Origin of the sequence: uncultured Rossellomorea sp. (assembly GCF_947488365.1) — a bacterium.
Classification (GTDB): domain Bacteria; phylum Bacillota; class Bacilli; order Bacillales; family Bacillaceae_B; genus Rossellomorea.
In genome coordinates this window covers 1181801-1207873 of sequence record NZ_CANKZT010000001.1, presented here as the reverse complement: position 1 = coordinate 1207873, position 26073 = coordinate 1181801, and the positions used below count along the sequence as shown (strand labels likewise).

Here is a 26073-nt window from a genome sequence, read left to right as displayed (position 1 = left end):
AACAAATCCTGTCGAGAAATACTTAGAGGAAATCCACATGAAAACACGAATTCTTTGAGTAAACAAACTATAATAGAAACATCTATTGAACCATTTTTAGCATATTTCATCCTAACCTTCAATGATTAAGATTTTTTCATCATAAGATTTTTAATAGATTGAACCCTCGTCACTGTTTTTTTCATAAGCCTATCATATTTGAAAGAAGGGGAAATATGAAAAAACTAGATACCTCCATACCGACGAAAGAAGCTATTTTTCAAGCAGCCGTGTATTTGTTTTATGATCATGGTTTTGATGGGACCTCTGTCCGGGATATAGCAAAAAGAGCGAATGTAAACCCTGCTACCATCTCCTATTACTTTAAAGGGAAGCAGGGAGTATTAGAAGCATGCTTTACTCAATTCTTTGAACAGTATCTGCGCTTTCTTCAGGAAGAAGTGGAAGCATTGAACTATGTAAGTGCTGATTTATGCTTAAAGCGGGCAGTGTACAAAATCTTGAAATTCCAAAGTGAACATCATCAATTATCCAGGTTCATCTGGAGGGAAGTTTCGATTGATTCACAGGTTGTGCGTGAAATCATTTCTTCTTATCTAATGAAAGAAAGATATTATATGAAGCGATTGTTTGAACAAGGGATGAAAGATCATGCCCTGAAGAAGCAGCCTGTCAGCTTTTTAGTGATTCAGCTCAAGTCCATGCTGACGATGCCGTTTCTCAATAGCCAGCAATTAAGGGAAGTATGGCAAATGTTTCCTCAGGAATATTATTTTATCGATCAATACTACAAGAATATTGATCAATGGATTGATTTATTACTCGTTTCAGAAGCGAAGGAAGTCATGAAGAAAGAGCTGATTATCTAGGCATGCATAACCCAAAAAGAACTCTTCTCGTCAGGTAGAAGAGTTCTTTATCTTTTATAATTGCATCTCTGCCCTACCTTGTTCTATACCGGCAGCTGTATGGGCATCAGACCCGTAAACGGTTTTGATTCCCAAGGAAAGAGCTTGTTGAATGATTTCTGTTGGGGGATAGGGCTCACCACAGAAGGGCTTCACCAGGCCAGCCCCATTATAATCCAATTCCAGATTTCTCGATGCTATTTCTTTTAATATCAAAGAGGTTTTCTCTGAAAAAGCATGAGAGGCAGGATACAGCTGTTGAAATTTCTTTACGAGGGTCATATGACCGATCCGTTTAGGCTTATAGGGTCCTAAGTCAGCTCTGATAGAATTTAATACTGTATCATAATAGCGTTCGTAAATCGCATCGACGGATCCGTAATGCTCAATCATAGACTTGAATACATCAGGACTGAAGTCAAGACAATCCCATCTTCCCTTGTGCTGCAAAAAATGGACAGAAAGAATACTATCATCCAATCGAGGACCGTAAGCACTTAAAAATTCTGCTGTTTCTTTCTCAAATCCTGCAATGTAATCTACTTCTAATCCTGAACGAATCGTGATTTTATCTTTATATTTCTCCTTAAGGATATCCAGAGTTTGAAAGTATTCTAAAAGATGCGATGGATCCATTCCGCTATCCTTCTCGGGTGTTGTATCTTCAAAGCCCTGGGGAAGTGGAGCATGCTCCGTAAATGTTATAGTAGAATAGTTTAGGGTGAGCGCTCTTTCGATATACAATTCAAATGTATCGTCACTTCCATGGGGACAAAAAGGAGTATGGATATGCCCGTCCACTTTTATCATAAGTCTTCACGTCCTTGTATATTAGTATGAATAAGCACTGATAAATCAAATGATTGATTCCTTCAATTTCCCATGAACAACGAAAAGTAATATTAAAAATACATATAAAGAAGTCAATTTTTCCTTGAATTTGCTGAAAATGACTTTTATCACTGAAAAATTAGAAATTAATAGTCAAAAATTGTCGTTAACATGGTATCATTATAGCAATGAGAATTTATTAATGAAACATTCAAATTGATATAGATGTCTACTGAATAGTTGAACAGGGGGCTTAAGATGCAATACGTCATCGCTGGAATAATACTTATCTTAATCATATTCCTTATTGGTTTTATCTCTAGAAAAAAATATTACGCTGAAATTGATCGTTATGAAGCTTGGAAAATAGAAATTATGAACAAGCCGGTTTCAGATGAACTCTCCAAAGTGAAACAATTGAATATGACGGGGCAAACAGAGGAATTGTTTGACGGTTGGAGACAGGGATGGGATGAGATTGTTGCTGTGCAGCTTCCTGATGTTGAAGAACTACTATTCGATGCAGAAGAGTACACCGATAAATTTCGTTTTACTAAAACAAAAGCGACACTATCCCTGATCGACAAGGTTCTTACGGAAACGGAAGAGAAAATCGGGGAAATACTATCAGAATTAAATGAGTTAATTGGTAGTGAAGAGAAGAACCGTGAAGAAATTCAATCTCTTCAGGAAGAATATCGAAACAGTAAAAAACGGTTACTTGCGTATCGTCATACATATGGTCAAACAGCTAAGTACATAGAGAATATCTTAGATAGGCTCGCTGAACAAATGAATCAATTCAATGAATTGACAGAGCAGGGGAATTATCTGGATGCGAGAGAAATCGTGCTTAGCCTGGCACAGGAAATGAAAGATGTTTCCTACAAAATGGAGACGATTCCTAAGTTGATCACCGATTGTGAAAATCTTTTACCATCTCAGTTATCGGAGCTGGAAGCTGGATACGTAGAGATGAAAGATCAAGGATACATGCTTGATCATATTGAAGTAGGGAAAGAGGTTGCATCCCTGAAGGAAACCCTGCTCCACTTCAATAAAAATCTTGAAGAGCTTCAGGTAGAAGAGGTAGAAGAAGGAATTCAGGAAATTAAGGTGAAGGTCGAGACCCTTTACGATTTATTGGAAAAAGAAGTTCATGCCAAGCACTTTGTCCAACAGTATAAAGATCAAACGACTGAAGGATTAATCAGGGCGAAGGAAGATAATGAAGACATCCAATCTGAAGTAAGCTTAGTGAAACAAGGCTACCATCTTCATGATGCAGACCTTGGTACACCGAGCGAAATAGAAAAGAAAATCATTCAGCTTTCAAAGCGCCACGAATTGTTGATGAATAAAGAAGAATCGAATGTCACAGCATACTCCATTTTAAGTGATGAGTTAAAGGAAATCCGAAATGGCCTGGAAGAATTGAATCGGGAGCAAAGTGAGTTTTCCATCTACTTACAAAACTTACGTAAAGATGAATTGGCTACCCGTGAGAAAATCCAGGAGCTTAAGAAAAAAGTGTCTGAAGCAAGCAGAATGATTTCAAAGAGTAATGTTCCAGGATTGCCTGCAGATTACAAAGAGCTTCTCGATGAGGTCCATCGGAAGATTGAGCAAGTGAATGCCAGTTTAACTGAGAAACCTTTGAACATGAAGTTTGTACAAGAAACATTATTGGGTGCAGAAGACACTGTCGATCATTTCTATTCGAAGACACGAGATTTAATCGAAAACGTCCTTCTATCGGAGAAAATCATTCAATACGGAAATCGCTATCGCAGTAAGTACAGTTCTGTCAGAGATGGCCTTCAGTCTGCTGAAGAAGCCTTCCGTGACTATGATTACCGAAAAGCATTAGAAGAAGCCGCAACAACGATTGAAAAAGTAGAGCCAGGTGCTCTTAAGAAAATTGAGAAAATGATGGATGTTCATGAAAAATAATAATCTGCTCGACTGACTCACATATAAAAAGGACTGATTTAGAAGATTCATTCTAAATCAGTCCTTTTTCATGTTTACCATCCAGCTCCGGGGCTAGAGGCGACAAGCCCCGGGAGCGGCTTTAACTGGCTTCAATCGTCCGCTTTGTTTGTCCAACAAGTGCGGCAATCACGAATCCAATTATTGCACCGATCATCGCTGGTACTAACCAGCCGATTCCTTGTGCATAGAAAGGAAGGAATTCAAGTGATTGACTAATGGCTGTCACGTCGACTCCAGCGGTTTTGATGCCATCAATTAAACTGATCAAACCTGTTGGAATCAGGGCTCCCACGTAGACGAGAGAATAGCCGTTAAATCCGTTGTGCATGAATGACAGTAAGATCAATACGATTGCCAATGGATAGATGAAGATGAGTACCGGTAATGATACCGCAATCAGCTGAGTCAACCCAATATTGGCAATAATCATACTAAATGCAGACATGATGATCACTAATTTCGGATAGGATACAGGGAGAATCTTCGCGAAATATTGTGAACATGCAGAAACAAGTCCAACTGACGTAGTGATACATGCAAACGTAATCGCGAGTCCCAAGATGATCGTTCCCGATGAGCCGAATAAATGACTCGCCGCTGCAGATAGGATGGCGCCGCCGTTTTCCTGTGTTCCGATGGAATCTGTACTAGTTGCGCCAATGTAACTTAAGGATAAATAAACAAGTGCTAATCCGATAGCAGCGATCACCCCTGCAATGATCGTAATGCGTGTCAGGCTTGCTTTACTCGTCACACCACGGTCTTTAATCGAATTGATCACCACAATCCCAAACACTAAAGCAGCGATGGTATCCATTGTTAAATATCCTTCAATGAATCCCTTGAATAAGGGTCCATCCTGATAAGCTGGGTTCGGTGCCCCGAAATCCCCCATAGGTGTTACAATACTTTTCACTACCAGGATCGTAAGGATCACGATAAGGGAAGGGGTTAAAATCTTTCCTATTCTGTCTACGAGCTTAGAAGGATTCATAGCAAGCCATGCTGTCAATCCAAAAAAGATAATCGTATAAACGAGTAAAGGAATACCATATTTCGCAACATCTTCAGGTAAAAACGGGATTACTCCGATTTCATAAGCAACTGTTCCCGTTCTCGGTATCCCGAAAAATGGTCCGATGGCCAGGTACATCACGATTGTAAAAACCAGCCCGTATAATGGATGAACACGATTCGCAAGTGTTTGAAGGTCTCCTCCCGATTTGGCAATGGCGATAACGCCTAATAAAGGAAGCCCCACTCCAGTTATAAGAAAGCCGATAATACCTGTCCACACATGTTCTCCGGCTTGCTGCCCGAGAAATGGCGGGAAAATCATATTACCTGCTCCGAGGAAAAGAGCAAATAGCATTAATCCTATCGTGAAGATTTGGCTAAATGATAGCGCTTTCTCTTTCATATATACCCCTCCGTTTGTAATCGTTATCATAAGCAAAAAATATCTTATCATAAGATTGTAGAAAAATGTCGAAAAACTAAATAATCTTACAATTTAGTATATTTAAATAACTTCTGTCGTTATTTCCTTTATGATTCTCGCAAAAATTCTGTCATTTTTCAATGATTATTTTTGGAAATTGCAAAAAATTATAGAAAAAGCATAGAAAATTAGTATTACTACAATAATATCTTTCCCTGCATCATGAATATCATTTGGGTTCGGGATGATTTATGGTAAGATTAGTGATTGAATATGACTGCTGCGGGTTTCGCAGGTCACCACAGTAAAAGAGGGTGGAATCTTGATTTACTTAGATAATAGCGCTACAACCAAGCCATATAAGGAAGTACTGGATACATTTATTAAAGTGAACGAAAGTTACTATGCCAATCCTTCTTCCATCCATTCTTTTGGAGGGCAAATTGAGAAATTAATTCAGCAGTCCAGGGAACAAGTGGCTTCTTTATTAGATATAAAAAAGAAAGAAGTGTTTTTTACCTCTGGCGGCACAGAATCAAATAATCTGGCGATAAAAGGGACGGCTTTGCAATACGGTCACAGAGGGAAACATATCATTACGACAAAAATAGAGCATCCTTCCGTCCGGAGTGCCGTTAAGCAATTAGAAGAGCTGGGGTATTCTGCGACATATCTCGATGTTGATGACCAAGGCAGAATTCAACCTGAAAAAGTAAAAGAAGCGATTCAGGATGACACCATCCTTGTATCTGTCATGCAAGTGAACAACGAAATCGGAAGTGTCCAGCCTATCCGGGAAATAGGGAGGCTGCTAACGGACTATCCCAAGATCCTTTTTCACGTTGATGCTGTTCAAGCATGTGGGAAGGTCCCACTTATTCTCCACGAAAAGCTTATTGATTTATGCAGCATTTCCGCTCATAAAATTCATGGGATTAAAGGCACGGGAATGCTTTTCGTGAGGGAAGGACTTGAGCTTTCGCCGATCATATCGGGTGGGGAGCAGGAAGGTAATCTCAGAAGCGGTACGGAAAATACAGGTGGAATCGTCTCATTTGCAAAAGCATTAAGAATGCACCTGGCGGAAAGTAAACAGAAACTTCCTTTAATGGAAGAAAACAGACGGTATTTAAGAAGAGAATTGGAAAGCATGGAAGGTGTCTCTGTTCATACACCGGTGAGCGATCATGCCCCTCACATCCTTAACTTTTCTATAGAGGATTTCAAAGGTGAAGTGGTCGTTCATGCATTAGATCGACATGAGGTGTTTGTGTCGACAACAAGCGCCTGTTCATCAAAGCAAAGTAAGCCAAGTCAAACGCTTCTATCCATGGGTGTATCAGAGAATCTGGCGAATAGTTCCATTCGAATCAGCTTGTCTTTTCACAATACAATGGAAGAATGCCGGCAATTCATACAGTTATTAAAGAAAGAAATAGCCCTATTACAAAAGACAATGAGGAGATCACGATGAATTATAATCGCATACTAGTAAGATACGGTGAAATTTCAACCAAAGGTAGAAACAGAAAGCAATTTACGGCTAAGTTACGGGAAAACATATTGGAAGCATTGAAGGATTTTCCGACGATCACGGTTTCGGCAAGCCGCGACCGATTGCATATTCAGTTAGGTGAAGAGAACGGGGAGGAGATTATTCCAAGATTGGAGAAAATCTTTGGGATTCAATCGTTTAGCCCGGTTGTAAAAGTAGCACAGGATATTGAAGAAATTATGAAAGCAGGATTAGCTCTCGTTCAGAAGAGCTTCGAACCTGGAAAAACGTTTAAGGTGTCTGCCCGCAGAGCGGATAAAAAGTTTTCAATGGATACAAATGAATTGAATTACGAAGTTGGTTCTTACATCCTCCGCAATATGGACGGTCTAAAGGTAGATGTGAAAAAACCTGATATCAACCTTAACGTAGAAGTAAGAAAGGAGGGTGTCTATCTTTCATCCGAAACCTATCAAGGCTCAACGGGGATGCCGGTCGGCGCAAGCGGGAAAGCGATGCTGATGCTTTCAGGAGGTATTGATAGTCCGGTTGCCGGTTATTTAACGATGAAAAGAGGCGTCGAAGTAGAGGCTGTTCATTTCCACAGCCCGCCATTTACGAGTGAACGTGCCAAGCAAAAAGTAATCGATCTTTCCAAGAAGCTGTCTGCATTCAGCGGGAAGGTAAAATTGCATATCGTTCCATTTACGAAAATACAGCAAACCATCCATGATCAGGTTCCTGAAAATTACACCATGACTTCAACGAGACGGATGATGCTCCGGATTGCAGATCAGATTCGCCATAAGAACGAAGGATTGGCACTTGTTACCGGGGAAAGCCTCGGACAGGTAGCTAGTCAGACCTTGGAGAGCATGCAAGCCATCAATGATGTCACAAACACACCGGTGCTGCGACCTCTCATCGCCATGGACAAGTTGGAAATCATCGATATCGCTCAAAAAATTGATACACATGACATTTCAATTCTTCCTTACGAGGATTGCTGTACGATTTTCACTCCACCTGCACCAAAAACAAGACCTAAAAAGGAAAAAGTGGAGTATTATGAAAGCTTTGTTGATTTCGACACCCTGATTAAAGACGCAGTGGACGAAACAGAAACCATCACGATTGATGGATCAACAGGTTCAAATGTAGAAAAAACATTTGACGAACTACTCTAAAATTTAGGATTATTTACCAACTATTTTCCTTGCATGAAGCCATGTGTTTTTACACAATCTATATTCAACAAGGAGGTGAAAACACATGGCAAACAGAAGTTCAAATCAATTAGTAGCTCCAGGAGCTCAACAAGCAATCGACCAAATGAAATACGAAATCGCTTCAGAATTCGGAGTTCAACTTGGTCCAGATGCAACAGCACGCGCTAACGGTTCTGTAGGTGGTGAAATCACTAAACGTTTAGTTCAAATGGCTGAACAACAAATCGGTGGCGGATACGCAAAATAATTAAATACAATGGCTACAAGGAGCGAGACTCTCTCGCTCCTTTTTATTTTTTTCTTTTTGGCTCTGTTAAAGTCTAATGTTGTTTTTTACTATGATGAAAGAGGATGGGATAAAAGTGTTTTAGTCTAAGTAAAACACGACAACAAACTTTACGAAAAGAGCCTTTTTCTTTGCAAGATGATGTTTTTTGATCGGATGTTGAAAATCATTCCCTGATTTATGGGTAGTTTGTCGAAAATCCTCACAATTTGACTATAAACGAAATATAAACAAATAATTTAAAAAATTTAAATTATTTTGTATAATAAAGAAGTAGTATCGACAAACAAGGGGGAGTCATAATGAAGAGGGAAGAACTCATTGCACCGGAAAAGTACAATTTAGTAGAAGAAGTAGAGAAGTTTGCAAGTGATCAGGAAAAGCTTGCGATCAAGTGGGAAAACGAAGAAGGAACAAAGGAAGAAATTACATACACACAATTATTGAAAAATGTAAATAAGATTGGAAACGTTTTCTCGGGGGAGAACCTTGAAAAGGGGGATGTCATCCTGGTCATGGTTCCACGCTTAATCGAAGCGTACGCCGTGTATCTTGCAGCCCTTAAGTTCGGACTCGTTGTGATACCAAGCTCGGAAATGCTTCGGACAAAAGATCTGGAATATCGTATCGATCACGGGGATGTGAAAGGGATTGTAGCGTATTCTCCATTTGTTGAGCAGTTTGAAAATGTAAGGGGAATGGAGAATCTCAAGAAGTTCGTCGTGGGAGAAAAGCAGGAAGGCTGGATTGCAATAGAAGAAGAAATGAAAGTAGCCTCTGAAGAGTTAGCATTCGCTGATACCAAAAGGGACGATATGGCATTCCTTTCATACACGTCAGGAACGACTGGAAATCCTAAAGGGGTTGTCCATACACACGGATGGGCATATGCTCACTTAAAGACAGCGGCCCGTGAATGGCTATGCATCGAAGAAGGAGATACGGTTTGGGCAACGGCAGGTCCGGGTTGGCAAAAATGGATTTGGAGTCCTTTCCTATCTGTGCTTGGGTCTGGAGCTACAGGACTCGTTTATCAAGGGAAATTCGATCCTAATAAATATCTCCAAATGCTTCAGGACAATCGGGTAAATGTTCTGTGCTGTACACCAACAGAGTATCGCTTGATGGCTAAAGTGGATAACCTCGGAACTTATAAACTGGATCAATTACATAGTGCGGTATCGGCAGGAGAGCCGTTAAACAGGGAAGTCATTGATGCCTTTAAGAGGCACTTTAATATAGAAGTACGTGATGGATATGGCCAAACAGAAAATACGCTCCTCGTCGGCATCATGAAAGGCATGGAGCTGAAACCGGGCTCAATGGGGAAACCGACTCCAGGCAACAGAGTCGAAATCATCAACGAGGAAGGGTACCCATGTGAAGTCGGAGAGGTTGGTGATATAGCGGTTCATGTAGAAACACCTGCACTCTTCAAGAATTATTATAAAGATCCAGAACGGACTGCGATGCAATTCAGAGGGGATTACTACATTACAGGTGATAAAGCGAAAAAGGATGAAGACGGCTACTTCTGGTTTGAGGGACGCGGTGACGATATTATCATCAGCTCCGGTTATACCATTGGACCTTTCGAAGTGGAAGATGCCCTGGTCAAGCACCCATCCGTTCAAGAATGTGCCGTTGTAGGAAGTCCAGATGAAGTAAGGGGCCTGATCGTGAAAGCCTTTGTCGTCCTGCGGGATGATGTGGATCACCAGGATCCGGAATTGATTCCGGCCCTACAGCAGCATGTTAAAGACTTAACAGCACCTTACAAGTATCCACGTAAGATTGAATTTGTGAAAGAATTGCCGAAAACAACTTCTGGCAAGATCAGGAGAATTGAGCTAAGACAAAAAGAAATGAGTTCAGTTAAAAACTAGACAGGAATAGGGAGCCAATAGGGCTCTCTATTTTTTATGGGGACTATACACCTTTCCCCTTTCAGAATCTTCCTATAATATGGTACATTTGAAAAATAGACTTTTTATGAAGAAAGGAAAAACATCATGGGCACTTTATGGAAAAACGGAATCATTTACACAATGGAAAACGAAGGACATCATGTTGAAGCAGTTTACACGGAAAATGGAGTCATCAAAGGGCTTGGCTCATCCGACGAACTGGAACAGAATGAACAATTCACGATTGAGTCCGTAGTAGATCTTGGGCAAAAAGTGATGTTCCCGGGGTTTGTCGATAGTCATATGCATCTGATCGGTCATGGAGAAACGTTAATGAGGCTGGACCTTTCCAGTATGAATAGTAAGCAGGAAGTGCTAGAGGCAATTAAAGAGAAAGCAAAGGGCCTTGAGAAAGGTCAATGGGTCATTGGCGAAGGCTGGAACGAAAACCTCTGGAGTGATGCAGAGGTTTTAACAAAGCAGGAAATCGATGAAGTCGTACCGGATCATCCCGTCCTTCTAAAACGTATTTGCCGTCATGCCATGGTGGTGAATTCACCCGCTTTAAAAAATGCAGGAATCGATGAAGGCACTCCAAATCCTTCTGGAGGATTAATTGAGAGAGACGACAGTGGTGCACTAAACGGTTTGTTAAAGGATAAGGCTCAGGATCTGATGATCGATTCATTACCCCCAATCTCATCCGAATATCTGGTAGAAGCCCTGACAAAGGGGATCGAAAGCTGCTGGGAAAACGGATTGGTCGGTGGTCATACAGAAGATTTAAGTTATTATGGAAACTTTAAGAAAACGTATGATGCATTTGTAAAAACGATCACCGAAGGCAAGAAAAAATTCAGGTCTCACCTACTGGTTCATCATGAAGTGATTGAAGATTGGAAGGAAGATGGACACCACTTCCAGAGCGGCAATCAATATATTGAATTCGGTGCCATGAAGATCTTTGCTGATGGCGCTTTAGGCGGAAGGACTGCCCTGTTAAGCTATCCATATGCCGATGATCCAAGTACGACCGGTGTCAGTATCCATACAAACGAAAAACTTCTTGAGCTTGTGAAGAAAGCTAGAAAGTACGATCTTCCGATTGCCGTTCATACGATTGGTGATCAGGCTTTTGAAAATGTAGTGGATGCCATCATGGAAGAGCCCTCTCACTTTGGAAGACGGGATCGACTCATTCATGCACAAATCCTGCGGAAAGAACTGATCGAGAAAATAAAGGATCTTCCGTTAATACTTGATATTCAACCCAGGTTTGTCGCGTCGGATTTCCCTTGGGTCATTGATAGATTAGGTAAAGAAAACATGAAATATAACTATGCGTGGAAAACCCTGCTTGAAGAAGGCATTCCATGTGCCGGTGGATCTGATGCGCCGATCGAACCGATTAATCCGCTGTGGGGAATTCATGCGGCGGTTACGAGAACGAATCCATTGGACCCTGACAAAACAGTATATCGCCCGGAAGAAAAACTGACAATGTATGAAGCTATTTCCCTGTTTACAAAAGGAAGTGCCTATGCCTGTCATCATGAACAGGACAGAGGCCTCATACTCGAAGGCTATACAGCGGACTTTACCGTTTTAGACATCGACCCCTTCAAAGTGGATGCCGATCAATTATTAAACAAAGTGGTAGATATGACGGTTGTAGACGAGACCATCGTTTATAAAAAAAATAAATAATCATTGCCCCCAAAACTTTTCATGGATATAATGGAGATATTTCGGAAATAGAAATAGTTTTGGGGGTGTTTTTATGAAGCACGATCAAGCTGGAATCGTCTATACAGCTTTTTCTTATTTTTTATGGGGAATTCTCCCGATCTATTGGAAATGGTTAAATCATGTATCGGCAGATGAAATCCTTGCTAACCGCATTTTTTGGTCCTTTTGGTTTATGCTCTTATTCTTAGTCGTCAGTAAACGTTGGAAGGACTTTCAGGCATATATAAAAACATCGCTCACGAAAAAGAAGCAGCTGTTTGCCCTGCTGCTGGCTTCTTTATTGATTAGTACAAATTGGTTCATTTATATCTGGGCCGTCAATACAAATCAAATGGTGGAAGCGAGCCTCGGGTATTATATCAATCCCCTAGTCAGTGTGCTATTAGGGGTATTCATCCTGAAGGAGAGCTTGTCGAGGGCTCAAATGGTCTCCTTTGGATTGGCGGCGATCGGGGTTCTGATCCTAACGATATCCTACGGTGACTTCCCATGGATCGCTATTGGTCTAGCATTCTCCTTCGGCTTATACGGATTAGCCAAAAAACTCATCCAAGTCGAATCATCCATCGGACTGACCCTGGAAACCATGACCATAGCGCCATTATCACTACTCTACCTCGGCTACATGTTCAATGAAGGATCCCTGTCCCTTTTCCATGTATCATTAGGGACGGACCTCTTATTAATGGGTGCCGGTGCGGCAACAGCCATCCCTTTATTATTCTTTTCAAAGGGTGCTCAACAAATCCCGCTCTACATGGTCGGATTCCTGCAATACATTGCCCCGACCATCACGTTGATACTCGGCATATGGGTCTATAATGAAACCTTCTCATTCACCCATCTCATTTCGTTTACGTTCATATGGCTCGCACTAACGATTTTCACCGCTTCCAGAGTGCAATACGCCAGAAAGCGAAGACGTGAAGCGAGATTGTCCGCTTGATAAAATGCGAAACGCTCCAGCATGTGCTGGAGCGTTTTTTATAGGGACGGACCTTGCACTTGTTCACAGGTAATAGGGACGGACCTTGCACTTGTTCACAGGTAATAGGGACGGACCTTGCACTTGTTCACAATTTGGCACAACAAACTGCAAAAGTGGCACAACAACCGATCAAAGTGGCACAACACTCGGTCAAACTGCCGCAACAAGAAACTTATTACACAATAATAATGCTAACGACTATCTTAATCGTTAAGAAATCCCCAACTATACGCAGACTCCGTTAAAAAAGCTCGCATATGATCAAAAATAACCCCATTCTAATCTATCAAGTACATAAATTCGTTCATAACGTCATTCTAACCACTTAGTAATGGATTCTTATAAAAACGAACGCTTCACTTTCTCCCAGAAGGAATTATCTTTTAATTTTACCGTTTTAATGATTTTATCGCTTAACTTCGCTTCGACTTTTTCCACGTGTTGAATACTGAGAGCCTCATTATCCATCCCCATTGCAGGGTAGTCATTACCGTCCTGAACGATCTTAAGGACCAAGCGGCGCTTATCGCTGAGAATGAAGGAAGACCCGAGGGTACGGTAGCGGTTATTATTCAAGGATGCCATCTCACTTACTTGAATACAAGGCAGCATCGGATCCACCACTGCTCCGCTGACCGATTTATTGTAAGCAGTACTTCCCGTCGGAGTTGCAATGATCATGCCATCTCCCCGGAACGTTTCGAAATGATTATCATCGATGAATACGTCCATGACAAAGGTTTTGATGATGCCGGAGCGGATGCTGAATTCATTCAAGCAATGGAAGGAAGTTTGGTTATCGACGGTTACTTCGATGGTCGGATATTTGCGTACTTCGATTTGCTCCGTTGTCATCGCTTCAATCATTTTAGACGTATCGTCAATATGGAAATCGCAATACATACTCAAAGTGCCACCTGTTGAAATGCCTGCATACAAGCAATCCTGCCTGAAGCCGGTTTGGCGGACGGCTTGAAGAAACGTTCCGTCCCCTCCGATACTGACGATGATGTTCGCTGTCTTTGGAGAATCGACAATGTTGAAATCATAACGCTTGGCAAGCTCGTATAAATGGTCCAGCTTTGCCTGCATCCCTTCCTCATGTAAGGCATAGAAATAAATATTTCGACGGTTATTCATCGTATGTACCTCCCTGAAATAAAAAATAAGATAATTTTTCCCATTTCCATGAAATTTTGCTAGAATCTAACTTAGTGAATATTCTATCATGTTTTTACATGAGAATGATATTCATATCCTTACATAAGATAGGGTAAACAAGGGAGGAATATACAAAATGAATGCAAAAAGATGGACGGCGTTAGGTATTGCTGTTGGGCTATTCTTTGTTTCTGTCGTAGTCAATTTCGCTACATCTGCGGCGACCAGTGATTTTGATAAAGCATTTGAAGATATGTTTGGTAGGACGGAGAATGCTTTCGGTGAAGAAGTGATTGAAGAAGGAAATGCACAGAAACGAATCGCTGTTTTAGAAGTGGAGGGTGTGATTCAGGATACGGGAGGGGCTACATCCTTATTTGAAAGCCCTGGATACAATCATGAACTATTTATGAAAAAGCTTGATGCGGTTCAAGAAGATAAATCTGTTAAAGGAATTATATTGAAAGTGAATTCCCCGGGTGGCGGAGTAGTGGAGAGTGCTCAAATCCATTCGAAGCTTGTAGAAATTATGGATAAAACCAAGAAGCCGATTTATGTTTCAATGGGAGGTACAGCGGCTTCCGGAGGTTATTACATATCGGCTCCAGCTACGAAGATTTTCGCCAGCAAAGAAACACTGACCGGTTCACTCGGTGTCATTATGCAAAGCATCAACTACTCAGAATTAGCAGAGAAATATGGGGTCGATTTCGTTACCATCAAAAGCGGACCATATAAAGACATCATGAGCCCGACCCGTGAAATGACGGATGAAGAAAGAAAAATAATACAGTCGATGATCGACAATTCCTATGAAGGCTTCGTGGATGTCATTGCGAGTGGACGCGATATGTCTGAAGCAGAGGTCAAGAAAATTGCAGACGGAAGAGTATATGACGGCATCCAGGCGAAAGAAGTCAATTTGATTGATGAATTCGGCTATGTAGAGGATACCATAGAAGCCATGAAAAAAGATCATAAGTTAAAAGGTGCTCAAGTATTTGAATACACTGCAGGCGATCCTTTCTCCGAATTCTTCAGTATGGGTGCAAAGAAAATGATCGGGCAGGACATGGAAGCAGCGGCATTGATGAAGCTGCTATCGAAACCAAATTCTCCACGATTAATGTACCTATACTCTGAATAAGGAAGGGTGAATGAAGTGAGTGACACACAAGATCGTTCTGTATTAAATGATGAGGAACGGGAGCGAATCGAAATTCATTCGCCATCTCCGCATCAATCAGGATCCATGAATCACGATGGATATTACTTAGCAGGATTCTGGATAAGGTTTTGGGCATATTTACTGGACCTTATCGTGATTGGAAGCATTACACGATTAGTCGTGAATCCAATCTTTAAATTAATGGATATTTCCCTTTCAGAGGGCTCGATGTTTGCTCCGATTTCGATCTTAACGAGTATCGTTTTTTATGGATATTTTATTTTAATGACGAAATACTTCAGCCAAACGATCGGCAAAATGGTGTTCGGCATTAAGGTGATCGATTTAAAAGGCCTGAAGCCTTCGTGGGGAACGATTCTATTTAGAGAATTGATCGGTCGTTTTATCTCTACCACGATTTTCATTCTCTATGTGGTTGTAGCCTTTACGAATAAAAAACAAGGGATACATGATCTGTTTGCCGACACGACGGTGGTTCAGGAAAAGAAGAAGCTGGAGTTTAAGCCAGCTCTGTAAATAATTGTTGTTTTGAAACCAAACCTGCTTATATGGGTTTGGTTTTTTGTTTCTAATTAATGTGAAAGGATGCATGGAATTAAAAAATCGATGCAATTAATTGGAAAGAGACGCAATTACGTAGGAGAACGACGCAATAAATCGGAAAAAGACGCAATTACGTAGGGGAACGACGCAATTAATCGGAAAAAGACACAATTCCAAAGGGGAACGACGCAATTAATCGGAAAAAGACGTAATTAAGTAGAGGATCGACGCAATTAATCGGAAAAAGACACAATTCCAAAGGGGAACGACGCAATAAATCGGAAAAAGACGCAATTACGTAGGGGAACGACGCAATAAATGGGAAAAAGACGCAATTAAGTAGAGGAACGACTCAATAAATCGGAAAAAGACGCAATTCCAAAGGGGAACGACGCAATAAATCGGAAAAAGACGCAATTACGTAAGGGAACGATGCAATAAATCGGAAAACGACGCAATTACGTACAGGAACGACGCAATAAATGGGAAAAAGACGCAATTAAGTAGAGGAGCGACGCAATAAATCGGAAAGAGACGCAATTACGTAGGGAAACGACGCAATAAATGGGAAAAAGACGCAATTACGTAGGGGAACGACGCAATAAATCGGAAAAAGACGCAATTCCAAAGGGAAACGACGCAATTATTAAAAAGGGGATGTCCCATTTACCCTCGTGGGACCCAATAATCACTCAATGACCGGAACAAATACAATATCGCAAGTGTTTTCTGCAAATAAAGCTCTCTTTTTCCCGTTAAACAAGCCCCTTCCCCACACAAAATCTCTCCCCCTTAGTTTATTTTTTCAGGCAAAGGCCATAATAAGAGGTTGAAGGGTGTGAAAATATGAGTTGGTGGATTTGGGCATTAATCATCGTTATGGCACTTATTATGTTTATTTTATTTGTTCTTATTATTACGAAGCTGACCGTTACTCTCTCTTTGTACCACGGGAATGACAATGACCATTTCAAAGTGAAGCTGAGGGCATGGTTTGGCTTGCTAAAATATACAATCGATATCCCGTTAGTCAAACTCGATGACGATGGTCCGAATATCGTGTTAGAAGAAGAACAGAAAAGAGGCAACGAAAGCAATCCATCAAAGACAAAAGCTTCTAAAAAGAAAATCACTCCACAAGATTTTATAGATAGTTTGTATGATACGAAGGAGATCATCATACATGTTCAGTCACTTCACAGAATCATCCGGTCATTTCTCAAAAAGGTCAAACTGGATCATGTGCAGTGGAAAACGTTATTCGGCACTGGCGATGCAGCTTCAACAGGGACGTTAACAGGGACGATATGGGGGATGAAAGGGAGTATCATCGGGATTCTGAGCGGTTATGTGCGCCTTCAATCCATGCCCGTCATAGAGGTGACTCCGATGTTCCAGCACGCTGTGATCCAAACGCAATTTTCATGTATTATCCAGTTTCGGATAGGGAATGCTATCCTAGTAGGTTTCAAGATACTTCGGTACTGGAGAGGCGGTATGGCTAAGTTCAAGACAAAGCCCCTTTCCACACTTTCTGGAGAAAAACATTCAGTTTAATAAGGAGGTCTTTATATGTCAGAACATCCTATTGAAGGTCTAATGACCACGGCAATGGAAAATTTAAAAGAAATGATCGATGTGAATACGATTATCGGTGATCCCGTTGAAACACCCGATGGAAGTGTCATCCTGACAGTATCAAAGGTTGGCTTTGGATTTGCTGCAGGTGGAAGTGAGTTTATCATTGATGGTAAAGGAAAAGAGGATGGTGGCGGAAAAGGCGGAGACGGCGGAAGTGACAAATCATCCCCTAAACAGCAGCCATTCGGTGGAGGTAGCGGGGGCGGTGTCTCGATCACCCCGATCGCATTCTTGATCGTCAGCTCAAAAGGAATCAAGATGCTTCACTTAGATGAAAGCACTCACCTGATCGATCGCCTGCTGGATCTTGCTCCAGGTGCCATCGACAAAATCCAGGGTATGATGAAAAAGAATGATAACAAGCAAGATAATCAGAATCAGGGAAATCACAAACAAAATCTGGATCTATAAACGAGAAGAGGGCTTACTCAAAAAGAGTGAGCTCATCTTTTTTTTGAAAAGAACCCCTATGATTTGCTTTACCGTATCGTTTTTCTGTACTATAAACATGTACATATTATTATGGAGGAGGAACAAATAATGGCAAATATTACGTTTAAGAACAATCCTGTCACTCTATTAGGTAATGAGGTAAAAGTAGGGGACAAAGCTCCTAACTTCACAGTATTAGCTAATGATTTATCGGAAGTCACACTGAATGATTCCAAAGGCAAGGTGCGTTTGATCAGTGTCGTTCCTTCCATCGATACAGGTGTTTGTGATGCACAAACACGAAAATTCAATGAAGAAGCAACAAAGTTTGATAATGTAGAAGTATTGACGATTTCCGTGGATCTTCCATTCGCTCAAAAGCGCTGGTGCGGGGCAAACGGTATCGAAAATGTTCAAACTCTATCCGACCACCGCGATCTTTCTTTCGGTGAAGCATTCGGCGTACACATCCAAGAACTACGTCTGCTTGCCCGTGCAGTATTCGTAATCGACAGCAACGATGAAGTGACGTATGTGGAATATGTAAGTGAAGCAACAAACCACCCGGATTATGATGCTGCCGTTGAAGCAGTGAAGAACGCTAAATAATTTTGTATTAACTGCACATTTTTTAGACATGCTGACCTCATTATCGGAAGGTCAGCATTGTTTTTTTTACAAACTCCTGGGACAAAGGTAAAATAGATGAATGAAATTGTGATAAAGGAATGAATGCCGATGATTAATTCGCCAGTCGAATCATTATTTGGAATAATCGATGAAACTGCTACACTGCTGCAAGAGGAACTGGCATGCAGTTATTTAGAAGCCGTTGCAGAAACGGGAGAAAACCTTTTTCAGGGGGACGTCCTGCAAGAGGAAGTCAGTGAACTGACTAAGAAACGCCTGAACAAGAAGTATGATGAAGTGAGTCTTTCTCAGCTTGAGAATGAAAATATCCGTAAAGCCTTTCAATTCGCGATCTTAAAAGGAATGAAAGAAAACGTTCAGCCGAATCATCAAATGACCCCGGACTCTCTTGGTTTATTTATCAGCTATTTAGTCAATAAATTCACTCGAGGTATGGACAAACTTACCATCCTGGACCCGGCGATCGGAACAGGAAACCTCCTTACGACGGTTTTGAATCAAATGCCAGGAAAAGAAACACAATCCATCGGGGTGGAAATTGATGAAGTATTGATCAAGCTCGCATACGTGGGGGCCGATCTTCAAAAACACCCATTACAGCTCTTTAATCAGGATTCAATCGAACCTCTGTTCATCGATCCTGTAGACCTTGTGTTATGTGACCTGCCAATTGGCTATTACCCGAACGATTTACGTGCACAGGACTATGAACTGAAAGCAGAAGAAGGCCACTCGTATGCCCACCATCTGTTTATGGAACAAAGCCTGAAGCACACGAAAGACGGAGGATACCTTTTCTTCATCGTGCCAAATGGACTATTCGAATCTCCATACAGCACACAGCTGCAAACGTATTTGAAAGAAAAGGCTGATATCCAAGGCTTCTTACAGCTGCCACTTTCCCTATTCAAAAATAAAAACTCAGCGAAGAGCATCCTGGTCCTTCAAAAGAAAAAAGAAGGCCTACAGCCTCCTAAAGAAGTATTGCTTGCTCAGCTGCCAAGCTTATCGAATCAAAGAGCCCTGCAGGACATCATGTCTAAAATCGATCAGTGGCTTGCACAGAATAAACAATAATATTTTACAGGACTGCCTCTTGGCGGTCTTGTTTTTTTTGTGTGTTTTACTCTTCTTCTTTTACGGGTATGAAGGAAACGAGGCATTCGATTTTGGGTCATCGACCGATATACGGATTTATCAACCTTTATAGGGATATATCGATCGTTATGCACGATTCGACAAAATTTGCACAAGCCCCTATCATCCATCTCCCACCGTTACTTCAAATTCTAACTTTTGCGAAAATATTTAATTTAACATGAAAACGATGTCATTTCAAGCTTTTTCTTGAAATAGATGGTAGTCAGTGATTTAATGGGGAATTGAGAGATAAAAAATGATTCAATGAACAGAATAAATAAGAGTCAAGAGATCGAAAAACAAAAGGAGCGATACAACGTGGCAAAAAAAGTGATTGCAATTAATGCTGGAAGCTCTTCTTTAAAGTTTCAGCTTTTTGATATGCCTGAAGAAACGGTCATTACCAAAGGTCTGATTGAACGTATCGGGTTGAACGATGCGGTTTTCAATATAACAGTGAATGATGAGAAGCGTGAAGAAGTAACGGATATTCCGAACCATGAAGTAGCGGTTAAAATGCTGCTTGAAAAGCTGACAGGCTATGACATCATCAACTCACTTGATGAAATCGATGGAATCGGTCACCGTGTCGTACATGGCGGAGAAGTCTTCAATGATTCTGTACTGATCACAGACGAAGTGATTACGAAGATCGAAGAACTATCTGATTTGGCGCCTCTTCATAACCCTGCAAACTTAACAGGTATCAAGGCATTCCAGAACGTGCTTCCGAATGTTCCTGCGGTTGCAGTATTTGATACGGCGTTCCATCAATCCATGCCGGAAAGCTCATTCTTATACAGCCTTCCTTATGAGTATTATGAAGATTTCGGAATCCGTAAATATGGTTTCCACGGTACGTCCCATAAGTATGTATCTCAGCGTGCAGCTGAAATGCTTGGCCGTCCGGAAGAGCAAGTGCGCCTGATTTCTTGTCACCTAGGTAATGGTGCAAGTATCGCGGCAATCGAAGGCGGTAAATCAATCGATACGTCAATGGGCTTCACTCCTTTAGCAGGGGTTGCCATGGGTACTCGTTCAGGTAATATCGACCCGGCCCTTATCCCGTTCATTATGGAAAAGACAGGATCAACGGCTGATGAAGTATTAAACATCCTGAACAAGAAATCCGGTATGCTTGGTGTATCCGGGTTCTCAAGTGACCTGCGTGACATCGAACAACAGGCATCTGAAGGGAACGAGCGTGCGGAATTGGCTCTGGAAGTCTTCGCAAACCGTATCCATAAATATATCGGTTCATATGCATCCCGCATGTATGGTGTAGATGCAATTGTCTTCACAGCAGGTATCGGTGAAAACAGTACCCTTATCCGTGAAAGAGTTCTTCAAGGACTGGAATTCATGGGCGTATACTGGGATCCTGCACGTAACAAGGTCCGCGGTAAAGAAGCATTCGTCAACTACCCGCATTCACCTGTAAAAGTCATGATCATTCCAACGAATGAAGAAGTCATGATTGCACGTGATGTAGTGGAAAAAGGGAATATCTAATGTAAGCAAACAGGGTTGCCTTGATGGTGACCCTGTTTTTTATATAGAGAAAACAAATAACAGAGTATTCAAAAGACTTTCCTGGTGAGAAAAGAATTGTCGTCTATATATATGGTATACTATACGTAAATTACGGAATGTAAGGAGTGGGAGAAGTGAACTGGTCTGAACGAGATAAACAAGTATGGCAATCCATCAAAGCCTGGAAAGAAGAATTATATGAATACGAAGCGAATGATTTAGAACATACATATGTCAAATGGCTGGATTACGCATTTGAATCAATCCCTGAACATGTTCAGGACCAATTTTTTCAACGCCTTGATGGCTGGTTGTTTCACATGCATTCTCTTATTCAAGGCTCACAGATGCAAAACGACGCCCGTGAGCGCATCCTTGTCACGGCAAGAGCCTTTAATCAGGACGTTCAAACGGTTGAAGATCTTCACTTTTTAACGATTGATCAGCTTCACTACATAGCGGAACAGCATGCTGGCCGTCACCGGATCTATTCATTATTTCAAGGGGGGGTTACGGGAACCGGGGGGCTGGTGGCATTGGGCTCGGATTTGCCTGCCATGGCCGTCATCAATATCCGTTCGGTTCAGCTTATTGCCATCACCTATGGTTTTGATGTACAAACTCCTTTCGAGATGATGACGTCACTGAAGGTGTTTCATGCCTCGACACTTCCTTCCCGACTTCGTGCACTTGCCTGGGAAGATCTAATGGAAGATCTGAATAAAAAGGATTCTAATTACTTTTATGATGGATCAGAACAGCTGACAGACTACACGTGGCTGGAAGGGCCCATGAAACAAGCTCTGAAAGGGTTAGCCATCACAATGTTTAAAGGGAAGAAGTGGTCCGGGTTACCTCTTGTCAGCATCGCCATAGGGGCAGGGGTCAACTATCAGCTTTCGAGAAAGATCACTGATTTTGCGGAAAAATACTATCAATACCGTTATTTGCGTCAAAAGAAGAATCAATAAAAAGTAGAGGGGACGATGTGGACACATCGTCCCCTCTTCTTTTTTTAGCACTGGGTTTTTTCCGGGTTGGTTCGATACCAAATCCATAAGTCATTGATTTGTGATGCTCTTTCAGAGATCTCGCCATTAATTCTACATGATTTGTCAAAGCCCTCTTCCTGAGACAATTCTCCTTGAAGTTGTTCAATTTCAACTTCAATTTCATGAATTCTGTCAGGAATGGCTCCTCTCACACGCTCCCATTCCAGTAGAACAGATTCTTGTTCCTGTGACGAATAGGCATGCCATTCATTCGTGAGATATGGAAGATGTATTCTTAATCTTGAATTATATACGAAAAAATCTTTCACCATAGATTGTGAACTCCTTATGATTCATTCTACATTCATCCTACAATATTTCTCCTTATAAGCCCAGTACAAAGCGGATTGTGAAATCCTCTTATAAAATATTTATACAAATTCATGAATAAGTATTGATGATTCTCTGATAAACTGCTAATATAAATTCATCATAAAGAATAATTATTCAATATATATAGATTAACAGGAGGAGATACGGATGAATAAAAAAGTGGTATTAGCCTACTCAGGTGGTTTAGATACGTCGGTTGCGGTTCAATGGTTAAAGGAAAAAGGATATGAAGTGATTGCATGTTGCCTGGATGTTGGAGAAGGAAAGGATCTGGATTTCGTTCAAGCAAAGGCGTTGAAGGTAGGAGCTTCAAAAAGCTATGTCATCGATGCGAAAGAAGAATTTGCGAATGAATATGCCCTTCTTGCATTACAAAGTCACGCTCTATACGAAGGGAAATATCCACTGGTATCTGCTCTTTCAAGACCTTTGATTGCGAAGAAACTTGTGGAAATCGCTGAACAGGAAAATGCTACAGCGGTCGCACATGGATGTACCGGAAAAGGGAATGACCAAGTGAGATTTGAAGTATCCATCGCTGCATTGAATCCTTCCTTAGAAGTGATTGCACCGGTTCGTGAATGGAAATGGTCACGTGAAGAGGAGATTGAATATGCGAAGGATAAAGGGATTCCTATTCCAATCAATCTTGATTCCCCTTATAGCATCGACCAGAATTTATGGGGAAGAAGCAATGAGTGTGGAGTTCTTGAAGATCCGTGGGCCGCTCCTCCAGAGGATGCCTATGATTTAACGTCCAGTATCGAACAATCACCAAACGAAGCGGATGTGGTCGAGATTACATTCTCGCATGGAGTACCTGTTGAATTAGATCACGTCGCATATCCACTTCATGAGATCATTTCCAAACTGAATGTCATCGCTGGTAAGCATGGGGTCGGACGTATCGACCATGTGGAGAATCGCCTGGTCGGGATCAAGTCCCGTGAAGTGTACGAATGTCCAGCAGCCGTCACGCTGTTAAAAGCTCATAAGGAGCTGGAAGATCTCACGCTTGTGAAAGAGCTTGCTCATTTTAAACCTGTGATCGAGAAGAAAATGACGGAATTGATTTATGAAGGATTATGGTTTTCCCCACTGAATAAAGCACTGAAAGCATTCCTTGATCAAACGCAGGTGTATGTGAATGGTGTCGCACGTGTGAAATTATTCAAGGGGCATGCGATCGTGGAAGGAAGAAAATCACCGAATTCCTTATATGATGAGAAACTTGCTACTTACACAAAAGCGGATGAATTCGACCATGATGCTGCCGTTGGATTCATTCAATTATGGGGTCTGCCGACAAAGGTTTCAGCAATGGTCAATGCTGAAAAGAAGGAGAAAGTGACTCTATGAGCAAGCTCTGGGGAGGACGTTTCACCAAGAAGCCGGAAGAGTGGGTGGATGAATTCAACGCATCCATCTCTTTCGATCAGGAGCTCGTTCTAGAAGATATTGAAGGCAGCATCGCCCATGTAAAAATGTTGAAAAAATGCGGGATCCTGACTGACAGTGAAGCAGATCAAATCCTGGACGGACTTCATGTACTCTACGGAAAGGCCGAAAAGAATGAACTTCAGTTTTCTGTCGAGTATGAAGATATTCACCTGAATTTGGAGAAGCAGCTGATTGATCTGATCGGAGAGGTCGGCGGTAAGCTTCATACAGGTAGAAGTCGTAATGACCAGATCGCGACCGACATGCACCTATTTCTAAAGAGACGCGTTGAGGAAATCGTTACACTAGTTGAGGATCTTCAGCAGGCAATCATTGTTCAGGCCGAAGAAAATGTTGAAACGATCATACCTGGGTATACTCATCTTCAGCGTGCCCAGCCGATTTCCTTCGCCCATCACCTTATGTGTTATTTCTGGATGATTAAACGGGATAAGGAACGACTTGTTGACTCTCTTAAAAGAATCGACATATCCCCATTAGGCGCAGGGGCACTGGCTGGGACGACATTCCCGATTGACCGGGAATTTTCAGCCGAGCTGCTTGGCTTTGGGGCATGCTATGAAAACAGTCTGGACGCCGTAAGTGATCGTGATTTCATCCTGGAATTCCTGAGCAACAGCTCGATTCTGATGACCCATCTATCCCGTCTGGCTGAAGAGATGATCCTTTGGTCCACAGAAGAATTTCGCTTCATCGAGCTAGATGACAGCTTTACGACTGGAAGCAGCATCATGCCTCAAAAGAAGAACCCTGATATGGCGGAGCTTGTCAGAGGGAAGACAGGAAGAGTGAATGGGAATCTTATTTCCCTTCTTACCGTTTTAAAAGGCTTGCCTCTTGCATACAACAAGGACATGCAGGAAGACAAAGAAGGTATGTTTGATACCGTTAAAACGGTGGTGGGATCCCTGAAGATTTTCACTGGAATGATCTCTACGATGAAAGTGAACACGAAACAAATGGAGAAAGCGGTAGGGAACGACTTTTCCAACGCGACGGAACTTGCCGATTACTTGGCGACGAAAGGGATTCCGTTCAGACAAGCCCACGAAATCGTCGGGAAGCTGGTTCTCTATTGTATTGAAAAAGGCTGCTACCTGAAGGATGTTTCTTTGGAGGAGTATGGTGAGTTTTCTTCATTGATTGAAGAAGATATTTATTCGATTTTGACTCCGTATTCGGCGGTTGAAAGAAGAAAGTCTTATGGTGGTACCGGGTTTGAACAGGTGAAGGTTCAGATTGAGAAGGGGAAATCTCCTGTGAAATCCTTCAGTACTCAATCTGTGTAAAAAAAGAGCCGTTGAATGTAGAGTCTATCTCCATTCAACGGCTCTTTTGGTTATGATAATAATTCCTCTTCTAATTCTTCTGTCCGAACTACGAGAACATCACAATGGGCAGCTCTTGTAATATGCTCGGACACACTTCCGATAAGGAATCGTTCGACGGCGTTGAGTCCGGTTGCGCCGCATATGATAAGGTCTGCTTTGACGTTCTTCGTTGCTTCTCTGGGGATGATCACTTTCGGGGAACCGTACTCGACATAGGTTTTCACTTTTGTTAACCCTGCTTCTGCAGCATCTGCTTTGTACTCATCTAACAATTCTTCAGCATACTTGATAGCTCTTTCTCCTACTGTGCGATCATAGGATTCGATCGCCGCAAAGGAACGGGTATCGATGACATGAATCAATGATAATGTTGCATCATTACGTTTAGCGATGGCAATCCCTTTTTTGAACGCCCATTCTGCTTCTTTGGATCCATCAACGGCTATTAATATGTTCTGATATTTTAAACTCATTGTTATCCCCTCCTTACCCTTATCATACTATATTTTTCCACTCATATCTGTAGCTAATTTTCGAACAATAAAAGGGAAACGAATACTTATTTATAAGGGGGAATCGACATGAAGAAGAGGGATCCGAAAGAGCAGTTTTCATATGACGAGCAGGCAAATGAACAGGTGAGCCAGCAGATCATGGATTCTTATACGAGCGGGGTCATTGATACGGAGAATGGTCAATATAGTACGTATGAGAATGAAGAGAATGAGAAGTAGGTAGTAAAGATACCTATTTTCTACAAGCTTTCATGCTTAGTTT

Annotated in this window: 24 protein-coding genes; 19 read left to right on the top strand and 5 right to left on the bottom strand. The window is 41.6% G+C overall.

Annotation, left to right across the window (positions count from 1 at the left end; translation table 11 throughout):
• Positions 1-215 precede the first annotated feature (215 nt).
• Entirely contained in the window at positions 216-869 is a 654-nt protein-coding gene (gene refZ, locus Q1B03_RS06280; RefSeq protein ID WP_299739303.1) for a forespore capture DNA-binding protein RefZ, read from the top strand.
• Between the two features lie 54 nt (positions 870-923).
• On the opposite strand, the gene hisJ is transcribed toward refZ, so the two are convergent.
• Positions 924-1718: a histidinol-phosphatase HisJ gene (gene hisJ, locus Q1B03_RS06275; RefSeq protein WP_299739301.1), complete on the bottom strand. Its 795-nt coding sequence runs from the start codon at positions 1716-1718 to the stop codon at positions 924-926.
• 279 nt (positions 1719-1997) lie between these two features.
• Between hisJ and ezrA the strand changes: the two genes are divergently transcribed.
• Positions 1998-3692, top strand: coding sequence for a septation ring formation regulator EzrA (gene ezrA / locus Q1B03_RS06270; RefSeq protein ID WP_299739299.1), 1695 nt, complete (start codon positions 1998-2000; stop codon positions 3690-3692).
• Between the two features lie 121 nt (positions 3693-3813).
• Here ezrA and brnQ read toward each other — a convergent pair whose 3' ends face one another.
• Entirely contained in the window at positions 3814-5154 is a 1341-nt protein-coding gene (gene brnQ / locus Q1B03_RS06265) for a branched-chain amino acid transport system II carrier protein (RefSeq protein WP_299739297.1), read from the bottom strand.
• A 343-nt stretch (positions 5155-5497) separates the two neighbouring features.
• On the opposite strand from brnQ, the gene Q1B03_RS06260 reads away from it, so the two are divergent.
• The 6 genes from Q1B03_RS06260 (at position 5498) to rarD (ending at position 12787) form a co-directional block, all read left to right on the top strand.
• Positions 5498-6649 carry a cysteine desulfurase family protein gene (locus Q1B03_RS06260; protein ID WP_299739295.1) on the top strand — a complete coding sequence of 384 codons (1152 nt, stop codon included), beginning with the start codon at positions 5498-5500 and terminating at the stop codon, positions 6647-6649.
• On the top strand, positions 6646-7857 hold the full coding sequence (thiI, locus tag Q1B03_RS06255) for a tRNA uracil 4-sulfurtransferase ThiI (protein WP_299739293.1): 1212 nt from the start codon (positions 6646-6648) through the stop codon (positions 7855-7857). Before Q1B03_RS06260 ends, thiI begins: the two co-directional genes overlap by 4 nt.
• Before the next feature lie 85 nt (positions 7858-7942).
• Positions 7943-8146, top strand: a complete 204-nt coding sequence (locus Q1B03_RS06250) for an alpha/beta-type small acid-soluble spore protein (protein ID WP_044339433.1) — start codon at positions 7943-7945, stop codon at positions 8144-8146.
• 341 nt (positions 8147-8487) lie between these two features.
• The gene (locus tag Q1B03_RS06245; RefSeq protein WP_299739290.1) at positions 8488-10071 is read left to right on the top strand and encodes an acyl-CoA synthetase MbcS; all 1584 of its coding nucleotides are present in this window, start codon (positions 8488-8490) and stop codon (positions 10069-10071) included.
• Positions 10072-10197: 126 nt separating this feature from the next.
• Positions 10198-11799 (top strand): amidohydrolase, encoded by a 1602-nt coding sequence (locus Q1B03_RS06240; protein ID WP_299739288.1) that lies wholly within the window; start codon positions 10198-10200, stop codon positions 11797-11799.
• A 73-nt stretch (positions 11800-11872) separates the two neighbouring features.
• Positions 11873-12787 (top strand): EamA family transporter RarD, encoded by a 915-nt coding sequence (gene rarD / locus Q1B03_RS06235; protein ID WP_299739286.1) that lies wholly within the window; start codon positions 11873-11875, stop codon positions 12785-12787.
• Between the two features lie 381 nt (positions 12788-13168).
• On the opposite strand, the gene Q1B03_RS06230 is transcribed toward rarD, so the two are convergent.
• Positions 13169-13969: an NAD kinase gene (locus Q1B03_RS06230; RefSeq protein ID WP_299739284.1), complete on the bottom strand. Its 801-nt coding sequence runs from the start codon at positions 13967-13969 to the stop codon at positions 13169-13171.
• Positions 13970-14126: 157 nt separating this feature from the next.
• Between Q1B03_RS06230 and sppA the strand changes: the two genes are divergently transcribed.
• The 8 genes from sppA to Q1B03_RS06190 all read left to right on the top strand — a co-directional run bounded on the left by sppA (position 14127) and on the right by Q1B03_RS06190 (position 22090).
• Positions 14127-15137, top strand: coding sequence for a signal peptide peptidase SppA (gene sppA / locus Q1B03_RS06225; protein ID WP_299739282.1), 1011 nt, complete (start codon positions 14127-14129; stop codon positions 15135-15137).
• A 105-nt stretch (positions 15138-15242) separates the two neighbouring features.
• Positions 15243-15695: an RDD family protein gene (locus tag Q1B03_RS06220; protein WP_299739681.1), complete on the top strand. Its 453-nt coding sequence runs from the start codon at positions 15243-15245 to the stop codon at positions 15693-15695.
• 873 nt (positions 15696-16568) lie between these two features.
• Positions 16569-17279 carry a DUF2953 domain-containing protein gene (locus Q1B03_RS06215; protein WP_299739280.1) on the top strand — a complete coding sequence of 237 codons (711 nt, stop codon included), beginning with the start codon at positions 16569-16571 and terminating at the stop codon, positions 17277-17279.
• A 15-nt stretch (positions 17280-17294) separates the two neighbouring features.
• Positions 17295-17774: a GerW family sporulation protein gene (gene ytfJ, locus Q1B03_RS06210; RefSeq protein WP_299739278.1), complete on the top strand. Its 480-nt coding sequence runs from the start codon at positions 17295-17297 to the stop codon at positions 17772-17774.
• A 129-nt stretch (positions 17775-17903) separates the two neighbouring features.
• Positions 17904-18404: a thiol peroxidase gene (gene tpx / locus Q1B03_RS06205; protein WP_149157128.1), complete on the top strand. Its 501-nt coding sequence runs from the start codon at positions 17904-17906 to the stop codon at positions 18402-18404.
• 123 nt (positions 18405-18527) lie between these two features.
• Positions 18528-19523, top strand: a complete 996-nt coding sequence (locus Q1B03_RS06200) for a class I SAM-dependent methyltransferase (protein ID WP_299739276.1) — start codon at positions 18528-18530, stop codon at positions 19521-19523.
• A gap of 381 nt (positions 19524-19904) precedes the next feature.
• The gene (locus Q1B03_RS06195; protein ID WP_299739274.1) at positions 19905-21098 is read left to right on the top strand and encodes an acetate kinase; all 1194 of its coding nucleotides are present in this window, start codon (positions 19905-19907) and stop codon (positions 21096-21098) included.
• Between the two features lie 155 nt (positions 21099-21253).
• Positions 21254-22090 carry an EcsC family protein gene (locus Q1B03_RS06190; protein ID WP_299739272.1) on the top strand — a complete coding sequence of 279 codons (837 nt, stop codon included), beginning with the start codon at positions 21254-21256 and terminating at the stop codon, positions 22088-22090.
• 44 nt (positions 22091-22134) lie between these two features.
• Here Q1B03_RS06190 and Q1B03_RS06185 read toward each other — a convergent pair whose 3' ends face one another.
• Positions 22135-22440, bottom strand: coding sequence for a hypothetical protein (locus tag Q1B03_RS06185; RefSeq protein ID WP_299739679.1), 306 nt, complete (start codon positions 22438-22440; stop codon positions 22135-22137).
• Positions 22441-22651: 211 nt separating this feature from the next.
• Between Q1B03_RS06185 and Q1B03_RS06180 the strand changes: the two genes are divergently transcribed.
• Positions 22652-23863: an argininosuccinate synthase gene (locus Q1B03_RS06180; RefSeq protein ID WP_299739270.1), complete on the top strand. Its 1212-nt coding sequence runs from the start codon at positions 22652-22654 to the stop codon at positions 23861-23863.
• A complete protein-coding gene (argH, locus tag Q1B03_RS06175) occupies positions 23860-25254 on the top strand; it encodes an argininosuccinate lyase (RefSeq protein ID WP_299739268.1) in 1395 nt (464 codons plus the stop codon). The genes Q1B03_RS06180 and argH overlap by 4 nt, the downstream gene beginning before the upstream one ends.
• A gap of 50 nt (positions 25255-25304) precedes the next feature.
• On the opposite strand, the gene Q1B03_RS06170 is transcribed toward argH, so the two are convergent.
• A complete protein-coding gene (locus Q1B03_RS06170; protein WP_299739266.1) occupies positions 25305-25769 on the bottom strand; it encodes a universal stress protein in 465 nt (154 codons plus the stop codon).
• Positions 25770-25877: 108 nt separating this feature from the next.
• On the opposite strand from Q1B03_RS06170, the gene Q1B03_RS06165 reads away from it, so the two are divergent.
• Entirely contained in the window at positions 25878-26030 is a 153-nt protein-coding gene (locus tag Q1B03_RS06165; RefSeq protein WP_299739264.1) for a hypothetical protein, read from the top strand.
• Positions 26031-26073: the final 43 nt, after the last annotated feature.